General features: G+C 72.9%; 17 protein-coding genes. 10 read left to right on the forward strand and 7 right to left on the reverse strand.

Features of this window, described 5'->3' with window-relative positions; all coding sequences use genetic code 11:
• Positions 1 to 146: 146 nt before the first annotated feature.
• The gene (locus ACZ4FV_RS21690; protein ID WP_395867076.1) at positions 147 to 542 is read right to left on the reverse strand and encodes a VOC family protein; all 396 of its coding nucleotides are present in this window, start codon (positions 540 to 542) and stop codon (positions 147 to 149) included.
• Between the two features lie 252 nt (positions 543 to 794).
• Here ACZ4FV_RS21690 and ACZ4FV_RS21695 point away from each other — a divergent pair, with 252 nt between their 5' ends.
• From ACZ4FV_RS21695 to ACZ4FV_RS21720, 6 genes are all read left to right on the forward strand, one after another.
• On the forward strand, positions 795 to 1,814 hold the full coding sequence (locus tag ACZ4FV_RS21695; RefSeq protein WP_395867074.1) for an ADP-ribosylglycohydrolase family protein: 1,020 nt from the start codon (positions 795 to 797) through the stop codon (positions 1,812 to 1,814).
• A gap of 61 nt (positions 1,815 to 1,875) precedes the next feature.
• Positions 1,876 to 3,363: a bifunctional phosphatase PAP2/diacylglycerol kinase family protein gene (locus tag ACZ4FV_RS21700; RefSeq protein WP_395867072.1), complete on the forward strand. Its 1,488-nt coding sequence runs from the start codon at positions 1,876 to 1,878 to the stop codon at positions 3,361 to 3,363.
• Between the two features lie 355 nt (positions 3,364 to 3,718).
• Positions 3,719 to 4,060, forward strand: coding sequence for a hypothetical protein (locus ACZ4FV_RS21705; RefSeq protein ID WP_395867070.1), 342 nt, complete (start codon positions 3,719 to 3,721; stop codon positions 4,058 to 4,060).
• Positions 4,061 to 4,269: 209 nt separating this feature from the next.
• Positions 4,270 to 4,950, forward strand: a complete 681-nt coding sequence (locus ACZ4FV_RS21710) for a uracil-DNA glycosylase (RefSeq protein WP_395867068.1) — start codon at positions 4,270 to 4,272, stop codon at positions 4,948 to 4,950.
• 230 nt (positions 4,951 to 5,180) lie between these two features.
• Positions 5,181 to 6,470 carry a MurT ligase domain-containing protein gene (locus ACZ4FV_RS21715; protein ID WP_395867065.1) on the forward strand — a complete coding sequence of 430 codons (1,290 nt, stop codon included), beginning with the start codon at positions 5,181 to 5,183 and terminating at the stop codon, positions 6,468 to 6,470.
• Positions 6,470 to 7,204, forward strand: a complete 735-nt coding sequence (locus tag ACZ4FV_RS21720) for a type 1 glutamine amidotransferase (protein WP_395867445.1) — start codon at positions 6,470 to 6,472, stop codon at positions 7,202 to 7,204. The genes ACZ4FV_RS21715 and ACZ4FV_RS21720 overlap by 1 nt, the downstream gene beginning before the upstream one ends.
• Positions 7,205 to 7,294: 90 nt before the next feature.
• On the opposite strand, the gene ACZ4FV_RS21725 is transcribed toward ACZ4FV_RS21720, so the two are convergent.
• The 3 genes from ACZ4FV_RS21725 to ACZ4FV_RS21735 all read right to left on the reverse strand — a co-directional run bounded on the left by ACZ4FV_RS21725 (position 7,295) and on the right by ACZ4FV_RS21735 (position 9,818).
• The gene (locus ACZ4FV_RS21725) at positions 7,295 to 8,353 is read right to left on the reverse strand and encodes a cation diffusion facilitator family transporter (protein ID WP_465323085.1); all 1,059 of its coding nucleotides are present in this window, start codon (positions 8,351 to 8,353) and stop codon (positions 7,295 to 7,297) included.
• Positions 8,350 to 8,736, reverse strand: coding sequence for an ArsR/SmtB family transcription factor (locus ACZ4FV_RS21730; protein WP_395867061.1), 387 nt, complete (start codon positions 8,734 to 8,736; stop codon positions 8,350 to 8,352). Before ACZ4FV_RS21730 ends, ACZ4FV_RS21725 begins: the two co-directional genes overlap by 4 nt.
• A gap of 206 nt (positions 8,737 to 8,942) precedes the next feature.
• The gene (locus ACZ4FV_RS21735; protein WP_465323086.1) at positions 8,943 to 9,818 is read right to left on the reverse strand and encodes a PaaX family transcriptional regulator; all 876 of its coding nucleotides are present in this window, start codon (positions 9,816 to 9,818) and stop codon (positions 8,943 to 8,945) included.
• A gap of 61 nt (positions 9,819 to 9,879) precedes the next feature.
• Here ACZ4FV_RS21735 and ACZ4FV_RS21740 point away from each other — a divergent pair, with 61 nt between their 5' ends.
• The 3 genes from ACZ4FV_RS21740 (at position 9,880) to ACZ4FV_RS21750 (ending at position 12,913) form a co-directional block, all read left to right on the forward strand.
• Positions 9,880 to 11,049, forward strand: a complete 1,170-nt coding sequence (locus tag ACZ4FV_RS21740; protein ID WP_395867057.1) for an LLM class flavin-dependent oxidoreductase — start codon at positions 9,880 to 9,882, stop codon at positions 11,047 to 11,049.
• Between the two features lie 39 nt (positions 11,050 to 11,088).
• The gene (locus ACZ4FV_RS21745; RefSeq protein ID WP_395867055.1) at positions 11,089 to 12,153 is read left to right on the forward strand and encodes a zinc-binding dehydrogenase; all 1,065 of its coding nucleotides are present in this window, start codon (positions 11,089 to 11,091) and stop codon (positions 12,151 to 12,153) included.
• Between the two features lie 331 nt (positions 12,154 to 12,484).
• Positions 12,485 to 12,913, forward strand: a complete 429-nt coding sequence (locus tag ACZ4FV_RS21750; RefSeq protein WP_402232075.1) for an ATP-binding protein — start codon at positions 12,485 to 12,487, stop codon at positions 12,911 to 12,913.
• A 39-nt stretch (positions 12,914 to 12,952) separates the two neighbouring features.
• Here ACZ4FV_RS21750 and ACZ4FV_RS21755 read toward each other — a convergent pair whose 3' ends face one another.
• The gene (locus ACZ4FV_RS21755) at positions 12,953 to 13,468 is read right to left on the reverse strand and encodes a GNAT family N-acetyltransferase (RefSeq protein WP_395867051.1); all 516 of its coding nucleotides are present in this window, start codon (positions 13,466 to 13,468) and stop codon (positions 12,953 to 12,955) included.
• A 51-nt stretch (positions 13,469 to 13,519) separates the two neighbouring features.
• Between ACZ4FV_RS21755 and ACZ4FV_RS21760 the strand changes: the two genes are divergently transcribed.
• Positions 13,520 to 14,086, forward strand: a complete 567-nt coding sequence (locus ACZ4FV_RS21760) for a TetR/AcrR family transcriptional regulator (protein ID WP_465323087.1) — start codon at positions 13,520 to 13,522, stop codon at positions 14,084 to 14,086.
• 39 nt (positions 14,087 to 14,125) lie between these two features.
• Here ACZ4FV_RS21760 and ACZ4FV_RS21765 read toward each other — a convergent pair whose 3' ends face one another.
• Together ACZ4FV_RS21765 and ACZ4FV_RS21770 are read right to left on the reverse strand one after the other, a co-directional pair.
• Positions 14,126 to 15,109, reverse strand: coding sequence for an NAD-dependent epimerase/dehydratase family protein (locus ACZ4FV_RS21765; protein WP_402232078.1), 984 nt, complete (start codon positions 15,107 to 15,109; stop codon positions 14,126 to 14,128).
• A 99-nt stretch (positions 15,110 to 15,208) separates the two neighbouring features.
• Positions 15,209 to 15,688: a MarR family winged helix-turn-helix transcriptional regulator gene (locus ACZ4FV_RS21770; RefSeq protein ID WP_465323088.1), complete on the reverse strand. Its 480-nt coding sequence runs from the start codon at positions 15,686 to 15,688 to the stop codon at positions 15,209 to 15,211.
• Positions 15,689 to 16,105: the final 417 nt, after the last annotated feature.

The raw sequence follows: 16,105 nt of genomic DNA on the forward strand, positions 1-16,105 counted from the left end.
ATCGTCGAATTGTTACCGGCTGGTAGCTTGAGTGTGTCGTCGCCACCCGAGAGCGTCAAGGGGCCCGGGACCACCGGCCGATCGGGGTTCGCGACCGCCTCGCGGGGCGATCCGCGACGACTCCCGCCACCGCTTCGGACGACCCGTCAGATCCCGGGTCGAAAGCGCATCGGATGCTCGTCCGGAACCTGCACCACGCAGATCCGCACGCCGTCCGGATCGGCGATCCACATCTCGTCCAACCCCCACGCCTCGCGGCGCGGCTCGCGCAGCACGGTGGCGCCCTTGCCCAGGAGTTCCTTGTGGGTGGCGACCAGATCCCGTACCTGGAGCCACAGTCGCAGATCCTCGGACCCCGGCCCGACCGCGGACGCGCTGCCGGAGACCTCCAGGAAGCCTCCGCCGAGGAAGAACACGGTCCCGCGATGGATCCCGGTCCCGAACTCGCGGGCGATCGCGAGTCCGAGCACATCGCGGTAGAAGACCAGCGAGCGTTCGAGATCGGTGGGCCGCAGCAGGATGCGACCGGAGAGTACGTCCATGCCCTCAGCTTCGCCCCGGGCCGCCGATTCCGAACCCTCACCTAACGGGCGCCTCACCCGGCGGGCCGCCCGGACGCACCGTCCCCACGCGCCACCTCGGCCCGCCGTTCTCGACCCGCCACGTCGGCCCGCGCCCCGCGCGCCGGCGTGCCCGGCACCGCCCCGCGCCGGCCGCATCGAGCCGAACCGGAAAAAGATCCGGGCGATGATCGTCGGGCCGGCAGGCTGGTGCTCGACGAAGGGTGGTGCCACATGGTGGGGAACGCGGAGCGCGTGCGCGGGAGCATGTTCGGCCTGGCGTACGGGGACGCGTTGGGCGCGCCGACGGAGTTCCTGTCCTACGCACAGATCGTGCGGCGGTACGAACTGCCCGGCCCGCTGGATCTGGAGGGCACGCCGGCCCTGGTCACCGACGACACCCAGATGGGCCTGGCGGTGGCGCACGCGCTGATCGACGCGCGCGCGGACGGTGGCGCGTTGACCGCCGAGCGGTTCGCGCCGCTGGTGATCCACCACTTCCTGACCTGGTGGGACTCCCCGGACAACACCCGCGCGCCGGGGCACACGTGTATGTCCGCGTGCGCGGAGCTGGCCGCCGGCCGAACCTGGCTCGACGCGACCCGACGCGGCTCCAAGGGCTGCGGCGCGAACATGCGGGTCACCCCGCTGGGCCTGGTCGACGCCCTCGGCGAGGCCGACCGGTGCGGCGCGGCGCAACTCCAGGCGGCCGTCACCCACGGCCACCCCACCGCGCTGGCCGCCTCGGACCTGACCGCGACCGCCGTGCACGCGCTGCGCGTCGGGGTCTCCATCGGCGACCTGCCCGGGTACCTGCGCGCGCACGCCGAGGCGCAGCGCAAGGTCTATCGGGCCGACTGGCTCGGCGAGGGCCTGTGGCGTGGTCCGTTCGCGGACACCCCGGAGGGCTTCATCGCGCGCGGCTGGGACGAATGCCTGGGCGTGCTGACCCGGCTGGAGCGGGCCCTGTCGGAGCGCGATCGACGATCGGACCCGTGCCGCATCACCGGCGCCGGGTGGATCGCGGAGGAGGCGCTGGCCACGGCGGTGTTGTGCGTCGCGCTGTACCCGGACGACCCGAGGTCGGCGCTCGCCCGGGCCGCGGCCACCTCCGGCGACTCGGACTCGATCGCCGCGCTGGCGGGCGCGATGATCGGCGCCGTACACGGCCTGGACGGGTGGCCCGCCGAGTGGCTCGATCGCATCGAGTATCGGGCCGAACTGTCCGAGGTGTCCGAGGCCCTCCGTATGTGACATGGGTCGCGGTGTGCCGAGCGCTTGCGGGTCGGGAGCGCTTGCGGGTAGTGATGGCGCCATGGGAAAGATCCATGCCGCCGACCGGGCGGCCTTCGCGTGGGTGGCAACGCATCATGTGCCGTGGGCGAACAAGGCGCTGCCCGCCTTGTCGCGCGCGGCGAACCATTCGCGCCTGTGGGCGGTGACCGGTGCGGGGATGGCGCTTTCCGGTGGACGCAGCGGGCGCCGGGCGGCATTGCGCGGGCTGGGTTCGGTGGCGCTGGCGTCGACCGTGACCAATGTGGTCCTCAAAAGCTGGGTGCGCCGGCCCCGGCCGGTGATAGACGCGGTACCGATCGCCCGCCGGCTGAGCCGGCAGCCGTGGACGACCTCGTTCCCCTCGGGGCACGCGGCGTCCGCGGCGGCCTTCGCCACCGGCGTCGCGTTGGAGTCGCGTCCGCTGGGCGTGGCGGCCGGCGCGCTGGCCGGTTCGGTGGCCTTCTCCCGGGTGTACACGGGCGTGCACTACCCGGGTGACGTGCTCGCGGGCGCGGCGCTCGGCGCGGGTCTGGCCGCGGTGACGCTGCGCTGGTGGCCGACCCGGCCGGTGGAGGCCGCGTCCGCGCCGCAGCCGCGCGGGAAGGTGCCGGCGCTGGGCGAGGGCGACGGCCTGGTGGTCGTGGTCAACCGCTCGGCGGGCCCCGAGGGCGACACCGCCCAGCGCCTGCGCGAACTCCTGCCCGGGGCCAAGGTGGTCGAGCGCGGCCAGAACGGCGACCTGGTCGCGCTGCTGTGCGAGGCGGCCCGGGAGGCGCGGGTGTTGGGCGTCGCGGGCGGCGACGGCAGTGTGAACTGCGCCGCGCGGATCGCGCTCGACCGGGGCATGCCGCTCGCGGTCTTCCCCGCCGGCACGCTCAACCACTTCGCCGGCGACCTGGGCCTGACCCGGTTGGAGGACACCGTGATGGCGCTCTCGGCGGGCGAGGCGGTGCTGGTGGACGTCGCCGAGTTGCAGCGCGACCACTCGCACCCGTTCTCCGACGACGGCGAGGAATTGGGTCCCGAGCTCTTCCTGAACACCTTCTCGCTCGGCGTCTACCCCGATCTGGTGCGCTTCCGCGAGGAGTTGGAGGGCAAGATCGGCAAGTGGCCGGCCATGCTGGTGGGCCTGGTCCGGGTGCTCCGGGACGCGGGTCCGGTCAAGATGCGCGTCAACGGTCGGCCGCGCTCGTTGTGGCTGCTGTTCCTGGGCAACGGCCAGTACGCCCCGGAGGGCTTCGCGCCCACCTACCGCCCCGACCTCACCGACGGCCTGCTCGACGTACGCATCGTGGACGCCTCCCGCCCGCTGGCCCGCACCCGCCTGGTGGCCGCGGTGTTGTCCGGCACCCTGGGCACCTCGCGCGTGTACGAGGCCTCCACGGCCCGCACGGTCAGGCTCTCCGAGATCCAGGAGGGCGCCGAACTCGCCGTCGACGGCGAGGTCCGCCCCGGCGCCTCGCAACTGCGCGTCGCCAAGGGCCGCCGCCTGATGGTCTACCGCCCGGACGGCGCGGTTCGCGACTGACCCCGCGTCGCCCACGCCGCCACCACGCCGCACACCCCGCCCCGCCCGCACCGACCGCCTCACCACGCCGCCCGTGTACCTGCGGCCGAACTCGCCCGGCTTGCCGTCGACTTGTCCCGGCAGGCCCGGGGGGCGCCCGGAACGGAAACCGGAACGGGGGTCCCGTGCGTGGTGGGGGTGCGAGGCCCGTGATTCGGGGCACCGCTACGGTGTGGGCCGCCGGTCGATGGGCCGGGGGGATGCGAGCTGTTGTCGATAAGGGGCAGTGGTGGCGGTTTCGGGGGCGATATCCGGGTCGGCCGGACGTATGGCGGCGATATTGGCGGCGGGAAGAGTCGCCGCCGGGGTGGTGTCCATGGTGGCTCCGCGCGGTGGGGTGTGGTTGCGGCCCACCGCGGCCCGGGAGGCGTCGTTGCTGGGCCGCGGCCTCGGCGCGCGGGATGTCCTGCTGGGCACGGGCGTACTGCGCGCCCTCGCGGCCGGCCGCGGCAGTGCCGAGTGGGGCTGGCTCGTGGTGGCCTCGGATCTGGTCGACGGGGCCGGCGGCGCGATCGAGTGGCGCCGCCTGACCCCCGCGGAACGCACGTGGGTGGGCGCGGTCTTCGCGTTGGCCGCGTGCGAGGCGGCGGTGGCCCTGTCCCTGGCCGGCTCGGACCCCGAGGATGCCTGGGACATCGTGACGGGCTTGATCGAGTAGCCCGCGGCCGCCGGTCCGGGTGCGGCGAGGCGGATCGCCTCGGCCGCCCGGCCGGCGAACCGCGGGCGCCCGACCGGGGCACCCGGGCCCGACCGCGTCCGGGCGAATCCGGGCCGGCGGCGCGGCACGAACCCGGCCCGTGCCAGGGAGTGCCCGCGCAACGCCTCTACGGCAGGGGGTGTCACCCGTTTGCCCTATGCTCAACTCCCATGGTGGCACGGCCGTTGGGCGAAATTGTCGAGGCAGGATGGGCGAAGGCCCTGGAACCGGTGGCGGGCCGTGTGGCCGCCATGGGCGACTTCCTGCGAGGAGAGATCGCCGCGGGGCGGCGTTACGTGCCCGCGGGCGCGAATGTGTTGCGGGCGTTCACGCAGCCGTTCGCGGATGTGCGGGTTCTGATCGTGGGTCAGGACCCCTATCCCAACCCCGGACACGCGGTGGGACTGAGCTTCGCGGTCGCCCCCGAGGTACGGCCGTTGCCGGGCTCGCTGATCAACATCTTCACCGAGATGAACCGCGACCTGGACCTGCCGATGCCGACCAACGGCGACCTGACCCCGTGGGCCTCCCAGGGTGTGCTGCTGCTCAACCGCGCGCTGACCACCGCCCCCGGTCGCCCCGCCGCCCACCGCGGCAAGGGCTGGGAAGAGGTCACCGAGCAGGCGATCAAGTCCCTCGCGGCGCGCGGCACTCCGCTGGTGTCCATCCTGTGGGGCCGCGACGCCCGCAACGCCCGGCCGCTGCTGGGCCCCGGCGCGGCGGTGGTGGAGTCGGCCCACCCCTCCCCGATGTCCGCCGCCGGCGGCTTCTTCGGCTCCCGCCCCTTCTCCCGCACCAACGACCTGCTGGTGGCCCAGGGGGCACAACCGATCGACTGGCGCCTTCCGTAACCCCAAAGCACCAACCCGCGCTCCGGGCCACGCGCCCGGAGCGCGCACGCCCACCCGCCGCGAAACCCCGACCCACGCGAGGCGCGGGTGTGGGCGGACACACCCTCGCGACCCGGACAGGGCGCAACCACGACAACCACCCCGCGCGTCCACGCCTATAGGGTGGCGGCCGGTACAACCGGTCATGGGCCACCGCCGGTCGGGGCCGTCGCTTGGAGGAACCTTCTTCGATGTCAGGCAATAGCGTTCCCGGCCAGGGGGGTGCGCCGCAGCGCTCCCCCAAGGCGTTGCCGCCGCGTTCCAAACTGGCGATCACCGCGAGTCGGGTGACCGCGGCCATCTCGCGACGCGCCGGCAAGGGCAGCGGTTCGGTCATCGGCGGCAAGCTCGCGCTGCGGCTCGCTCCGGACCTGCTCGCGCAGTTGTCGGTGGACCTGCAGGTGGTGCTGATCTCCGGGACCAACGGCAAGACCACCACCACCCGCCTCGTCGCCGAGGCGATGCGCGCGGCGGGTCCCGTGGTGTCCAACGCGCTGGGCGCGAACATGCCGGCCGGCATCACCTCCGCGCTCGCGGGCGCCGGCGCCGAGGCCCGCTACGGCGTGATCGAGGTCGACGAGAAGTATCTCGCCGGTGTCGCCCGCGACTCCGACCCGGTCGCCATCGCGCTGCTCAACCTCTCCCGCGACCAGCTCGACCGCGCCGCCGAGACCCGGATGCTCGCCGAGAAGTGGCGCGAGGGCCTGCGCGGGCGCGACGCGATCGTGGTCGCCAACGCGGACGACCCGCTGATCGTGTGGGCCGCCTCCTCCAGCAAGGACGTGTTGTGGGTCGCCGCCGGGCAGACCTGGCAGGAGGACTCCTGGTCCTGCCCGCAGTGCGGCGGCGTGATGCAGCGTCCGGGCGACGACTGGTTCTGCTCGGAGTGCGACTTCCGCCGTCCCTCGCCGACCTGGTCGCTGGCCGGGGATCGCATGGTCGACCCGGACGGGCAGGTGTGGCCACTGCACCTCCAGCTCCCCGGCCGCGCCAACCGGGCCAACGCGGTCACCGCCGCGGCCGTCGCGTCGCTGTTCGGGGTGCCCGTGGACGCGGCCCTGGAGCGGATGAAGCACGTCACCGCCGTCGCCGGCCGCTACGACGTGGTCGACTACCTGGGTCGCAAGCTGCGCCTGTTGCTCGCGAAGAACCCGGCCGGTTGGGTCGAGACGTTCTCGCTGATCGACCCGCCGCCCACCCCGGTGATCCTGTCCGTCAACGCGCTCGACGCGGACGGCAAGGACACCTCGTGGATCTGGGACGTCGACTTCACCCAGCTCGCCGGCCGCCCGCTGTTCGTGCTCGGCCAGCGTCGGCTCGACCTGGCCGTCCGACTGGAGGTCGCGGGCCTGCAATTCCAGGTCTTCGAGACGCTCGCCCAGGCGGTCGCCGCCTCGCCGCCCGGCCAGATCGAGGTCATCGCCAACTACACGGCGTTCCAACAGCTTCGCAAGACGATCAAGGAAGCGGCACAGGCATGATCGGTGAGAGCAGGCTGCGCCTGGTCTGGATCTACCCGGACCTGCTCAGCACATATGGCGACCAGGGCAACGCGCTGATCGTGGAGCGGCGCGCGCTGATGCGCGGCATCGAGGTCGAGCGCGTGGACGTGCGCTCCGACCAGCCCGTGCCCACCTCCGGTGACATCTACCTGATCGGCGGCGGCGAGGACCGGCCGCAGCGCCTGGCCGCCGAGCGGCTGCGCCGCGACCCGGGACTGGCCACCGCCGTGGGCGCCGGCGCCGCGCTGCTCGCGGTGTGCGCCGGATACCAGATCATCGGCAACGAGTTCATCGACGACCTGGACCAGCCCGAGGCGGGCCTGGGTCTGCTGGACGTACGCTCCGGCCGGGGCGCGCCCGGCAAGCGCTGCGTCGGCGAGGTGCTGGCCGAGGTCGACCCGGCGCTCGGCCTGCCGGTGCTCTCCGGCTTCGAGAACCACCAGGGCGTCACCTACGTGGGCCCCGGCGCCAAGCCGCTGGCCAGGGTCACCCACGGCAACGGGAACGGGACCGGCGACGGCACCGAGGGCGCCTACGCGGGTCGGGTGATCGGCACGTACATGCACGGGCCGGTGATGTCGCGCAACCCGGCGCTCGCCGACCTGCTGCTCACCTGGGCAACCGGCGTTCCGCTGACCCCGCTGGGGGACCACTGGCACGAGCAGTTGCGCTCCGAGCGCCTGCGCACGGTCCGGGCCGCCGCCTCGAACTGAGCAGGCCGCCTCGAACCGAGCACCAGGGAACATGCCGAGGGGCCCGGGTACCGATCGGTACCCGGGCCCCTCGGCCGTCCGCCCCACCCGTCAGGGCGTGTGCACCGCCCCGTGCGGGTCCTCGCAGTGCCCCCGCGTCGTGCCGATCGCCAGCACCGCCGGGTCGGCGTGGTCGACCTGGAGCGTGGTGTGGGTGATCGCGTACCGCTCGCGCAGCCGTTCCTGAAGCCGGTCGCGCACTCGGTGGCAGTCGTCGCCGGGCTCGACCAGGACGTGTGCGGACAGCGCCGGGAAGCCGGACGTGATGGTCCAGATGTGCAGGTCGTGGATCTCGGTGACGCCCTCGACCGAGGCCAGGTCGCTGCCGACCGCGTCCGGCTCGATGCCGGCGGGGGCCGCCTCCAGGAAGATCCGCCACGACTCGCGGACCAGCGCGATACCGGACTTGAGCATCAGCGCCGCGACGATCAGCGACGCGATCGCGTCGGCCCGGGCGAAGCCGGTGCTCAGCACCACGATGCCGGAGATCAGCGTCGCGATGAACGCCCACAGGTCGTTCAGGATGTGCTGGTAGGCGCCCTCGATGTTGAGGCTGGAGCGGTTGGCCCGCGAGATCAACCACGCCGCGATCACGTTGATCACGATGCCGACCGCGGCGGTGACGATCACCAGCGCGCCCTCGACGTCGGGCGGCGAGATCAACCGGCGGACCGCCTCGTAGGTGAACCACACCGCGAGTACCAGGAACGTGATGCCGTTGATCTGCGCGGACAGGATCTCGGCGCGCTTGAATCCGTACGTCCAGCGCCCGCGCGCGGGTCGGGCCGCGAGGCGCATGGCGACCAGCGCGAGGCCGATCGCGAACGCGTCGGTGACCATGTGTCCGGCGTCGGTGATCAGCGCGAGCGAGTTCGCCAGGATGCCGACGATGACCTCGACCACGATGAACGCGCCGATCAGCACGAGCGCGGCGGTCAGGTAGCGCCGGTCCGCGTCCGGGGCCACACCGTGGGAGTGACCCGCGTGCCCGGATCCCCCGTGGTCGTGGCCGCCGTGGCCGTCGGGGGCGGCATGGGCACCGTACGACTCGCCGGCCGGCGCGGCGGACCCGGGTGCGCCCGGGGCGTGGTCGTGCTCGCGGGTGGTCATGAAATCCCTCCGGGAATCTCGCTCGCGCAGCCGGTGTGATCGGTGGCGGGGGCGTGGCCGATGTGCGCCAGCGCCACGTCCAGGAGCAGGCGTACGTGGGCGTCCGCGAGCCGGTAGTAGGCCAATCGGCCCTCCCGGCGCACCGTCACCACCTGGTGCGCGCGCAGCAGCCGAAGCTGGTGCGAGACCGCCGACTCGCCCTGCCCGCACGCGGCGGCCAGGTCGCGTACGCACAGTTCGCCCTCCAACAGCGCGACCAGCAGGGTCAGCCGCCCGGGATCGCCCAGCAGCGCGAACACGTCCGCGGTCTCGGCCAGATGGGGGCCGTCGGGCAGCCGCGACCGCACCGAGTCCACCAGATCCGCGTTCACCGGCTGCGCCACCGGGTCACCTCCACGATCACGTCCGCCATCGCATCGACTCGGACATCGTAACGTCTGAACAGCTCTTCATACGAGCATGAGAAGAAGGTAGGGGGTGGGGGTATCCCTTCGCAAGCGCACCGCGCCGCCGGGCGAGACGAAAACGACGACGGACCTCGCCCCGACCGGTGGGGCGCCGGCCGGAACGAGGTCCGTTCGGGGGAACGTCAGCCCGTTCGCGGATCCCGATCCAGGTGCGCCCACCACCGCTGCGCCGGCTCGTGGACCCGCCGCCACGTGGCCACGAACAGGTCGCTCGCGGCCGGTCCCGGCCAGTCCGCCGGCAGCAGCGCCGCGGGCAGCCGCGGGTCGCGTTCGAAGGTCAGCCGCCACGCGTGCACCAGCCTGGTGCGCAGCTCGAAAGCCTCCTCGTCGGCGCCCGCCCGGGCATCGGTGAATCGGTTCACGAACGCCTCCAGGTCCGCCCGTACCGCACTCAGGTCCCACGCCTGGTCGACCAGGGCCCGTTCGCGCGCCCCGTCGCACACGGTGGAGGTCATCCAGGTCGCGTGCCCGGTCAGGCCGCGTTCGTCGATCAGCGCCCGCAGCGCGTCCACCCCGCCCGGGTCCGCCGCGATCCACACCCCTCGGCCCAGATCGCCGAAGCCCTCGAACGCGAGCTGCTCCTCGACCACCGCGCGCGCCTCGCGCAGTGCCGCCGGCGGCCGCAGGAGCAACTGCTGCCACTGCCCCGACCAGGGCGTCTCGCGCGTCGCCCGGGACAGCCGCTCGGTCCACCCGGTGAGCAGCCGGTACAACGACGGCGCGAGGGTCAGCCGGGTGTAGCGCCCCTGCGCCCGGGCCGACAGCCAGCCCTCCTGCGTCAGGCGGGTGATCGCCCGCCGGGTCGCCGCCTCCGGCACACCGAGCGCGCCGAGCGCGGCCACCGCCGTCGGCGACCACACGCCGTCGTGCCCGGGCCAGCGCACGTACTCCCCCAGCACGGTCAACAACAACGTGCGCGCACTGGGCCCGCCGCCGGCGGTGCGCCGGGTGCGCGGCGCCGTGCGGCCGTCGCCCCTTGTTTCCTCGTCATCCTCCATGTAGGACATAACTCATTCAAGCATGTTCTTGTGTCCTACGTTCCTATGAAGGGTTCCACTCGTGTCCGCAGCCGCTCCCCCGACCCGCTTCGGCGCCTTCATCGCCCCCTACCACGGCATCGACGGCAACCCCGCGCTGCAACTGCGCCGGGACCTCGACCTGGTCGAGCACCTGGACGCGCTCGGCTTCGAGGAGGCGTGGATCGGCGAGCACCACTCGGCCGGGTACGAGACGATCGCCTCGCCCGAGGTGTTCATCGCCGCCGCCGCCGAACGCACCACCCGGATCCGGCTCGGTACCGGCGTCAACTCGCTGCCGTACCACCACCCGTTGGTCCTGGCGGACCGCATCGTGCAGTTGGACCTGCAAGCGCGCGGACGGGTGATGTTCGGCTCCGGCCCCGGCCAACTGGCCTCGGACGCCTTCATGATGGGCATCGACCCGATGCGCCAGCGGAGCATGATGGCCCAGGCGCTGGCCGCGATCGTGCCACTGCTGCGCGGCGAGACGGTGACCATGAAGACCGACTGGTTCACCCTGGACCAGGCCCGGCTGCACCTGGCCCCGTACTCCCGCGACGGGATCGAGACCGTGTGCGCCTCCACCGTCTCGCCGTCCGGGTCGGTACAGGCCGGCACCCACGGCATGGGTCTGCTCTCGCTCGCCGCCGCCGACCCGTCGGGCCTCGCCGCTCTGGCCACGAACTGGGACGTGTACGCGAAGACCTGCGCCGAGCACGGCCATGTCGCCGACCGCGAGCGCTGGCGGCTGGTGGTGCCGATGCACCTCGCGGAGACCACCGAGGCCGCGCGCGAGCAGGCCGAGTACGGCGTGCACCACCTCGTCGACTACATCCAGGGACTGTCCGGGATGACCATGCCCTGGGGCGCGACCGCCCGGCAGGCCGTCGCGCAGTGGACCGGCGAGGGCTTCCCGACCTTCGGCGTCGCGATGATCGGCACACCCGCGCAGGCGATCGAACGCATCACCGCGATGGCCGAGCACTCCGGCGGCTTCGGCACGCTGCTCCTGCTCGACCTGCCGATCGCGCGCCCCGCGGACAAGCGGCGCAGCTACGAGTTGTTCGCCGAGTACGTCGTGCCGCACTTCACCGGCGCCAACTTGCCCCGGCAGGCCTCGATGGCCTGGGCGAACGAGAACAGCGAGCGCTTCATCGGCGCGCTGCGCCAAGCGGTCGTGGCCGCGATGACACCGCCCGCCGCCTCCTGAATCCACCCGTTCGTCGACTCACCAGGGAGATGACCCATCATGCGAGCAGCGGTACTGCGCGGCGGCGCGTTCACGGTCGAGGACATCGCGGCCCCCGAACCCGGCGAGGGGCAGGTCCTCGTGGAGACGGTGGCCTGCGGGATCTGCGGCTCGGACCTGTCCGCGTACAAGCACACCGCCGAGTTCCTCCAGGCCTCGATCGACTCCGATACGCCCTCGTTCGTCTTCGACCCGAACGCCGACCTGGTGATGGGCCACGAATTGTCCGCACGAGTGCTGCGACCCGGCCCGGGCGTGACCGGCTTCGAGGAGGGCGAGGTGGTGGTCGGTCTGCCGTGGGCGCTGGACGGCGGTGGTGTGTTGCGCACCATCGGCTACTCCAACACCTTCCCCGGCGGCTTCGGCGAGCGCATGGTCATGCAGGCCGCGGCCCTGGTCAAGGTGCCCTCGCACGTACCGGCGCAGATCGCCGCGCTGACCGAGCCGCTCGCGGTCGGCTTCGGCAACGTGGCCCGCTCCGGCGCGGAGCGGGGCGGCGCGGCGATCGTGATCGGCGCCGGTCCGATCGGCCTGGGCGCGATCGCCGGCCTCGTCGAGCGCGGCGTGGCGCCGGTGGTGGTCTCCGAGCCCTCGCCGCGCCGCCGCGAACTCGCCCGCGCGTTCGGCGCGCACGTCGTGGTCGACCCGGCCGAGCGGGACCCGTTCCTCGCGTGGCGCGAGATCGCCGAGCCCGGACAACCGCTGACCGTCTTCGAGTGCTCGGGCAAGGCCGGCATGTTCGACCGGATCACCTACGCCGCGCCGCGCGGCGCCACCGTGCTGCTGATCGGGGTGTGCATGACCGAGGACACCTTCCGGCCGGTGGTGGGCATCTACAAGGACCTCACGGTCAAGATGTGCCTGACCTATCCACCCGAGGAGTACCCCCGGACGCTGGCCCGGATCGCCGCCGGCAGTGTGGACGCGGCGTCGCTGGTCACCGGTCAGGTCGGCTTCGCCGGGGTAGCCGCCGCGATCGACACGCTCGGCCGCCCGGACGAGCACGTCAAGGTTCTGGTCCGACCGCACCTGGAGGGCTCGGGCGTACATCCCGCCACCGCCTAGGCCCTGTCCGGCCCGGCGCCGGACGCCGGGGCCGGACCTCGGCGGATGTCACGCGTACGAGTGGACCCGGTTCGGACGACCCTGGCGCGCGCCGTGCGCGGGCGGCGCGCCCGCCAGGGCGTTTCGCCGACCCACGCCCCGAACGCCCCGCCGAGCGGGGTGTGGAAGTGTCGCAAACTGGACGCGCCGGGCGTCGGAATCGGTACGCTCCGAGGGAATTCCCTCGGAAGATCCGTACACCCGCCATCGGGGACATCATGAGCCACACCGGGCACCGTCACGGTGCCGTGTCCGTCCATCACGTGACCGCCACCGGCTCGGGAGGCGCGGTATGACCGTGCTCAACGATGCCCAGCCGGTGTGTCGGTTCGATCTGCCGCCGCACGAGGCGGAGGTGTCCGCGGCGCGCCGCAAGGTGGTCGCGATCGCCGTCGAGTGGGGCATGCCCGCGCATGGCGACCTCGTGGACACGCTGCGCCTGGTCGTGTCCGAGCTGGTGACCAACGCGGTCCGGCACGCGGGAGTACTGACCCCCGCCATCGGCGTCACCGTGCGCGGCACCGCCGAGGGTGGCGTGCAGGTGGGGGTGCACGACCGACACCCGTTCTGCCCGAAGGCGCTGTTGGAGACGGTCGACGACGACAGCGGGCGCGGCCTGCTGATCGTCAAGGCCCTGGTCGCGGAGGTCGGCGGGTACGCGGGGATCCAGCCGGACACGACCGGCGGCAAAACCGTGTGGGTGACCCTGCCCCTGCGCTGAACCGCTCGCGGACCCGCGGGGCGCGCTCGCCGCCGCCGCTCACAACTTCAGGTCGAAGCGCTGCTCGACTGCGTCGATCCCCCAGGCGCGGGCCGGATGCTCCTCCGTCAGGGTGAATCCGGCCCGGTCGTACAGATGCCGGGACGCGCCCAGGCCCGCGATCGTCCACAGGTACACCCCGGCCGCGTCGCGCCGACGGGCCTCGACCAGCGCGGTGTCGAGCAACGCACCACCCACACCACGTCCGCGCGCGGCCGGATCCAGGATCACCCAGCGCAGTCGCATCCACCCGTCCTCCTCGCGGGTCAGCCCGATCCCGCCCAGCACCCGCCGCCCGTCCTCCGCGACCCACATCCGCCCGGGCCCGTCGTCCCCCTCCCGCGCCCGGGCCTGCACGAGTCGGGCCATCCCGGCCGCGACATCCGCCTCCATGGTCGTGTCCATCCCGTACTCACGGCTGTACAGCACCCCGTGCAACGCGGCGATCGCCCCGAGGTCACCCGGCCGCGTCGCGTCACGAATGGTCACCGCCGCCGGGTCGGGCGTCGAGGTCATGATCCCGAAATCCCCTTCACTGAAACAGTCGTTTCAGTAGAGAGTAGGCGGGTGACCGCAGACGCGAAACCCCCCACCTCCGCCCGCCGCGCCGACCTGCTCGCCGCGAGCGTGGCCTACGTCGCCGAACACGGCCTGGCCGAACTCTCGCTGCGCCCGCTGGCCCAGGCGATCGGCTCCAGCCCGCGCGTCCTGCTCTACCTCTTCGGCTCGAAGGAGGGCCTGATCCGCGAGATCCTCGCCGTCGCTCGCGTCGAACAACTCGCCCTGGTCGAACGCGCCGACGATCACCCCGGCACCGCCCGGGAAACCCTCGACCTGCTGTGGACCTGGCTCGTCGTCCCCGAACGCCGCGGCGCCCTCCGGCTGTTCTTCGACGGCTACGTGCGCTCCTTCGACGCCCCCGACGGCCCCTGGTCCGACTTCGCCGGCAAGTCCCTGGACGACTGGCTCCCCCCGCTCAACCGCGTCCTCGCCAACCACCCCGTCCCATCGACCCTGGTCCTGGCCGTCCTGCGCGGCCTCCTCCTCGATCACCTCGCCGCGGACACTCCGCGACACCACGAGAGAGTCCAGGCCGCGTGGACGTCCTTCCTGGACCACGCCTTCCCGCACTGACGGGTACGCGCGCTCCGGTGGAGACGGACCGGGCCCGGCTCAGCCCGCCAGGATCGTGGCCTCCTTCTCCGGCGGCAGTCCCACCACCGGCCGGTCCGAACGTTGCGGCACGATGCCGTTCACCGAGCGGAGCCAGGTCCAGGTGTCCGCGACGGTCTCCTCCACCGGCCGCACACGCAGTCCGGCGCCCAGTGCCTTGCGCACGTCGCGACGGTGGATGCTGTCGTAGTCCGCACCGGCCGGAAGCCAGATCGGCAGTTCGAGCCACGGCTCGATACCCGCCTTCACAATCGTGTCGGGATCGATCCAGCGCAGTTCCGCGTCCGAACCGGTGACCCGAACGCACAGATCGAGCAGCTCGCCCATCGTGCTGTGGCCCGTCGGGCTGACCAGGTTGTAGGCGCCACTGCGACCGGCCTCGGCCGCGTCCAGGGTCCATTCGGCCAGGTCACGGGCATCGATGAACTGAAGCTCGGCCTCCCGCGGCCCCGGCGCCAAAACCGGGCCGCCCCGCGCGATCCGGTTGAGCCACCACGGCAGCCGACCGATGTTCTCCCGCGGCCCCAGGATCAACCCGGCACGCCCGTGCACGTACCGATCGCCGAACGCCCGCTCGACGGCGATCTCCGCCCCGCGCTTGGCGTTCGGATAGGCCACGTCACCGTCGTCGGGCGACCCCTCGACCAGCGGAGCCTCCTCCCCCAGCCCGGCCGGCGTCGGCTGGTCGTACACCGAGCAACTCGAGACGTACGCATACCGACCGACACGATCGGCCAACAGGTCGGCCGAGTCGCGAACCACACGCGGCGCGGCACTCCAGGTGTCCACCGCCAGGTCCCACTCGCCTCCGGCCAACGCCGCCAACCCGCCCTCGGAGGTCCGATCCCCCACCAATGAGCGCACACCATCCGGCAGTTCATGCCGACCGCGATTGAACACGGTCACATCCCAGCCCCGATTCACCGCGGCATCGGTGACGGCCCGACCCACGAACGCGGTCCCACCCAGAATCAAAAGTCGCATGCCCCGACCCTGCCCACCCCCGCCCGCCCCCACAACCACGTCACGCTCTCGGCGGAATCGCTCTCGGCGGAATCGCCCTCGGCGAAGACCACCCACCGCTCACCCGGCCCCTCGCCGCGAGCAAGGCTCCCCCGCGGCGTCCTGCTCCACCAACTCCCGGTCCACCAACCGCAACAACCGCAACAACTCGGCCCGATCCGCCTCCCCCAGGCGATCGAACACCGCCGCCCCGGCCCCCTGCCGAATCGCCCGGATCCGCCGCAGCTCGGCCCGCCCCCGCTCGGTCAGCTCCACGAGCGTCGCGCGCCGGTCCAGTTCGGAGGTGCTGCGGCGGACCAGTTCGCGCGCGGCCAGGTCGTCCACGACGGTGGTCGCCGAGCGCGGCACGATCTCCAGCCGCGCGGCCAGGTCCGCCATCCGCAGCGGCTCGTCGGCATGGGCGAGCACCTTCATCGCGTGCGCCTGGGCCGGAGTCAGGCCCAGCGGGGCGAGTTCCCGGCCGGCGCGTACCCGGATGCGCTTGGCCACGCGCATGAACAGGTCGCCGATCGGCGCCGAGGTGGATTCCGGCGAACTCACGCGTGTCACGTCCCGAGGAGCGGGGATCCTGCTGGATCCGGGTGCGCCCATTGTCCCGTCAGGCGCGACCGGCAACGACGCGGGCGTGTGGTCGGCGCGGCGGGAGCGGGTCGGCGGAAGCGCGGGCGGAACGTGAGAGGGACCTGGGGCCGTGGGGATGGGCGGGTGGACTTGCCGGGGTAGCGGGGACGGGCGGGCCGACGCGCCAAAGTCGCGGGGACGGCCGGACCGACTTGCCGGGATCGCAGGGACCGCCGCCACCCACCCGAATCGCGGACACCGGCGGGCCGACGCGCCAAAGTCGCGGGGACGGCCGGGCCCACTTGCCGGGATCGCAGGGACCGCCGCCACCCACCCGAATCGCGGACACCGGCGGGCCGACGCGCCAAAGTCGCGGGGACGGCCGGGCCCACTTGC

The sequence above is a fragment of the Embleya sp. NPDC025285 genome (assembly GCF_055558835.1).

Coding starts and splice junctions, on each gene's coding strand:
- ACZ4FV_RS21690 (WP_395867076.1), bottom strand. CDS start 542: ATGGACGTACTCTCCGGTCGCATCCTGCTGCGGCCCACCGATCTCGAA.
- ACZ4FV_RS21695 (WP_395867074.1), top strand. CDS start 795: ATGGTGGGGAACGCGGAGCGCGTGCGCGGGAGCATGTTCGGCCTGGCG.
- ACZ4FV_RS21700 (WP_395867072.1), top strand. CDS start 1,876: ATGGGAAAGATCCATGCCGCCGACCGGGCGGCCTTCGCGTGGGTGGCA.
- ACZ4FV_RS21705 (WP_395867070.1), top strand. CDS start 3,719: ATGGTGGCTCCGCGCGGTGGGGTGTGGTTGCGGCCCACCGCGGCCCGG.
- ACZ4FV_RS21710 (WP_395867068.1), top strand. CDS start 4,270: ATGGTGGCACGGCCGTTGGGCGAAATTGTCGAGGCAGGATGGGCGAAG.
- ACZ4FV_RS21715 (WP_395867065.1), top strand. CDS start 5,181: ATGTCAGGCAATAGCGTTCCCGGCCAGGGGGGTGCGCCGCAGCGCTCC.
- ACZ4FV_RS21725 (WP_465323085.1), bottom strand. CDS start 8,353: ATGACCACCCGCGAGCACGACCACGCCCCGGGCGCACCCGGGTCCGCC.
- ACZ4FV_RS21735 (WP_465323086.1), bottom strand. CDS start 9,818: ATGGAGGATGACGAGGAAACAAGGGGCGACGGCCGCACGGCGCCGCGC.
- ACZ4FV_RS21745 (WP_395867055.1), top strand. CDS start 11,089: ATGCGAGCAGCGGTACTGCGCGGCGGCGCGTTCACGGTCGAGGACATC.
- ACZ4FV_RS21750 (WP_402232075.1), top strand. CDS start 12,485: ATGACCGTGCTCAACGATGCCCAGCCGGTGTGTCGGTTCGATCTGCCG.
- ACZ4FV_RS21755 (WP_395867051.1), bottom strand. CDS start 13,468: ATGACCTCGACGCCCGACCCGGCGGCGGTGACCATTCGTGACGCGACG.
- ACZ4FV_RS21765 (WP_402232078.1), bottom strand. CDS start 15,109: ATGCGACTTTTGATTCTGGGTGGGACCGCGTTCGTGGGTCGGGCCGTC.